Annotated in this window: 1 protein-coding gene; it reads right to left on the bottom strand. The window is 74.4% G+C overall.

Annotated features, from left to right (window positions below):
- A partial coding sequence (locus C1I99_RS31735) for an MFS transporter (protein ID WP_146604117.1) occupies positions 1 to 811 on the bottom strand: 811 nt, incomplete at both ends.

An 811-nucleotide genomic window follows, 5' to 3' on the forward strand; every position in this document is an offset into this window, starting at 1 on the left:
GGAACGGCGCTCCCGCTGACGCGAACCTCTCGGTCATCGGGAGAGACCGGGGCCGGGAGAGTGCGGGTCGGGGAAGTGCGGGTGAGGGGCAGGACGGTGACCAGCAGGCAGGCGGCGGCCATCGCCAGCAGGGCGGGGACCAGCCCGAACGCGGCCACCGACCAGCCGCCGAGCAGCGCGCCCACCGGCAGCCCGACGAAGGCCAGCGACCCGGCCAGCCCGATCACCCGGGTCTGCAACCCGGCCGGCACCCGCTCGTAGAGCGCGACCCCGAGCAGCGGGTTCACCACCGCGATGCCGATGCCGGACAGGAACGTCACCGCCAGCACCACCGGCAGTTCCTCGCTGAGCGCCAGCGCCAGCAGCCGCGGCGCGCCGCTGGCCGCCGCGCCGACCACGAAGGTCAGATAGCGGGGCAGGCGTGGGCCCAGCACCGTGAAGAGCAGGTTGCCCAGCAGGGCGCCGGCCGAGAACGCCCCGAGTACCAGGCCCAGACCCGCCGGGTTGCCCAGCACGTCGGCCACCCAGAGCGGGATGTAGACGGCGATGCTCGCGTTGGCCACCATGTTCAACGCCGAGATCACCAGCAGCATGGTCAGCAGCATCCGGTCCCGGCCCAGGTAGCGGAAGCCGCCGCCGAGCGCGCGCAGGTACCCCTCCGGCTCGGCTGGCGCGGCGGTGGCCGCCGGCGGACGCACCAGGACGCCGACCAGCACCGCGCACACCGCGAAGCTGGCCGCGTCGATGAGGAGCGCCCAGGTCACCCCGAACCACCAGATGAGCAGCCCGCCGAGCCCCGCCCCGACCAGGG

It is taken from the genome of Micromonospora deserti, assembly GCF_003236335.1.
GTDB classification, from domain to species: domain Bacteria; phylum Actinomycetota; class Actinomycetes; order Mycobacteriales; family Micromonosporaceae; genus Micromonospora; species Micromonospora deserti.